We start from the raw sequence: 1,084 nt of genomic DNA, 5'->3' as shown, positions 1-1,084 counted from the left end.
CCTCGGTCTGGAACCGCAGCACCAAGACCGTCCGCGTCTACTACAACAGCAACTACGGCGGCACCTACCAGGACTTCAAGGCCGGCGCCAAGGGCAACCTCAACTCCAGCCTGAAGAACCAGAACGCCTCGCACCAGTTCTCGCCGTCGTCGCGCACGAACATGTCGTACGCGCTCTACAACGCCAGCGGCGGCCGCATCACCTGCGGCTTCGACGGCTACACCACCACGCCCGGACGGCACGAGGGCATCGACATCGCCCGCAGCGTCGGCTCCGACGTCCGCGCCCTGGTCGCCGGTAAGATCATCTACATCGCGCGCGGCGCCAATGGCAGCGGCGGGCTGTCCACGATCTCCATCTACAACGCGTCGCTGAACAAGACGGTGATCTACCTGCACTCCGCGCCGCGGTCGTCGCTGGCCGTGGGCCAGTCGATCAGCAAGGGCCAGGTCATCGCCGACGAGGCGTGGCGCGGGGTGTCGTCCAGCTCGGGCGCCCACACCCACGTCGAGATGCGGCCCGGCCGCCAGACGCACGCCGCCAAGAGCGTCAACGACTCCCACCTCGACAACCCGAACCCGACCTCCTTCTGGCAGTCCCAGGGCTACAACATCCGCTAGCCGGACCGCGGCCCGCACCGGCCGCACCTCTCACCAGCACCTTCACCAGAAGGGGAAGCGAACGTGTTAAGACGAACGGCGCGGCTGATCCCGCGGGTCGTCGCGGCGGCCGCCGCGATGGCGGTCGGCGGGGCGGTGCTGCTCCCGGCGTCGCCCGCCTCGGCGGCGAGCCGCAACGGCGTGTGCGAGAGCGGCGAGTTCTGCTACTACTTCAACAGCGACAACGCGGGGTCTGTCTCGGACTTCACCGGGTCGATCGCCGACTACGGCACCACCCAGCCGTCCTGCTACGACTTCAAGGGGACGGGCAACGGCAAGGGGCAGTGCATCAAGAACCAGGCCGCCTCGGTCTGGAACCGCAGCACCAAGACCGTCCGCGTCTACTACAACAGCAACTACGGCGGCACCTACCAGGACTTCAAGGCCGGCGCCAAGGGCAACCTCAACTCCAGCCTGAAGAACCA

Annotated in this window: 2 protein-coding genes; both read left to right on the top strand. The window is 67.4% G+C overall.

The window, feature by feature from the left end:
• Positions 1-620: peptidoglycan DD-metalloendopeptidase family protein (locus ETD96_RS44075; RefSeq protein ID WP_138642391.1), on the top strand; the 620-nt coding region annotated here is incomplete at its 5' end.
• 63 nt (positions 621-683) lie between these two features.
• Positions 684-1,084 (top strand): peptidase inhibitor family I36 protein (locus ETD96_RS44070; protein ID WP_205719774.1); only part of this gene is annotated, 401 nt, incomplete at its 3' end.

Origin of the sequence: Actinomadura geliboluensis, from assembly GCF_005889745.1 — a bacterium.
Taxonomy (GTDB): Bacteria; Actinomycetota; Actinomycetes; order Streptosporangiales; family Streptosporangiaceae; genus Spirillospora; species Spirillospora geliboluensis.
The sequence above is the reverse complement of the archived record's forward strand: the minus strand, read 5'-3'. Positions and strand labels throughout refer to the sequence as shown.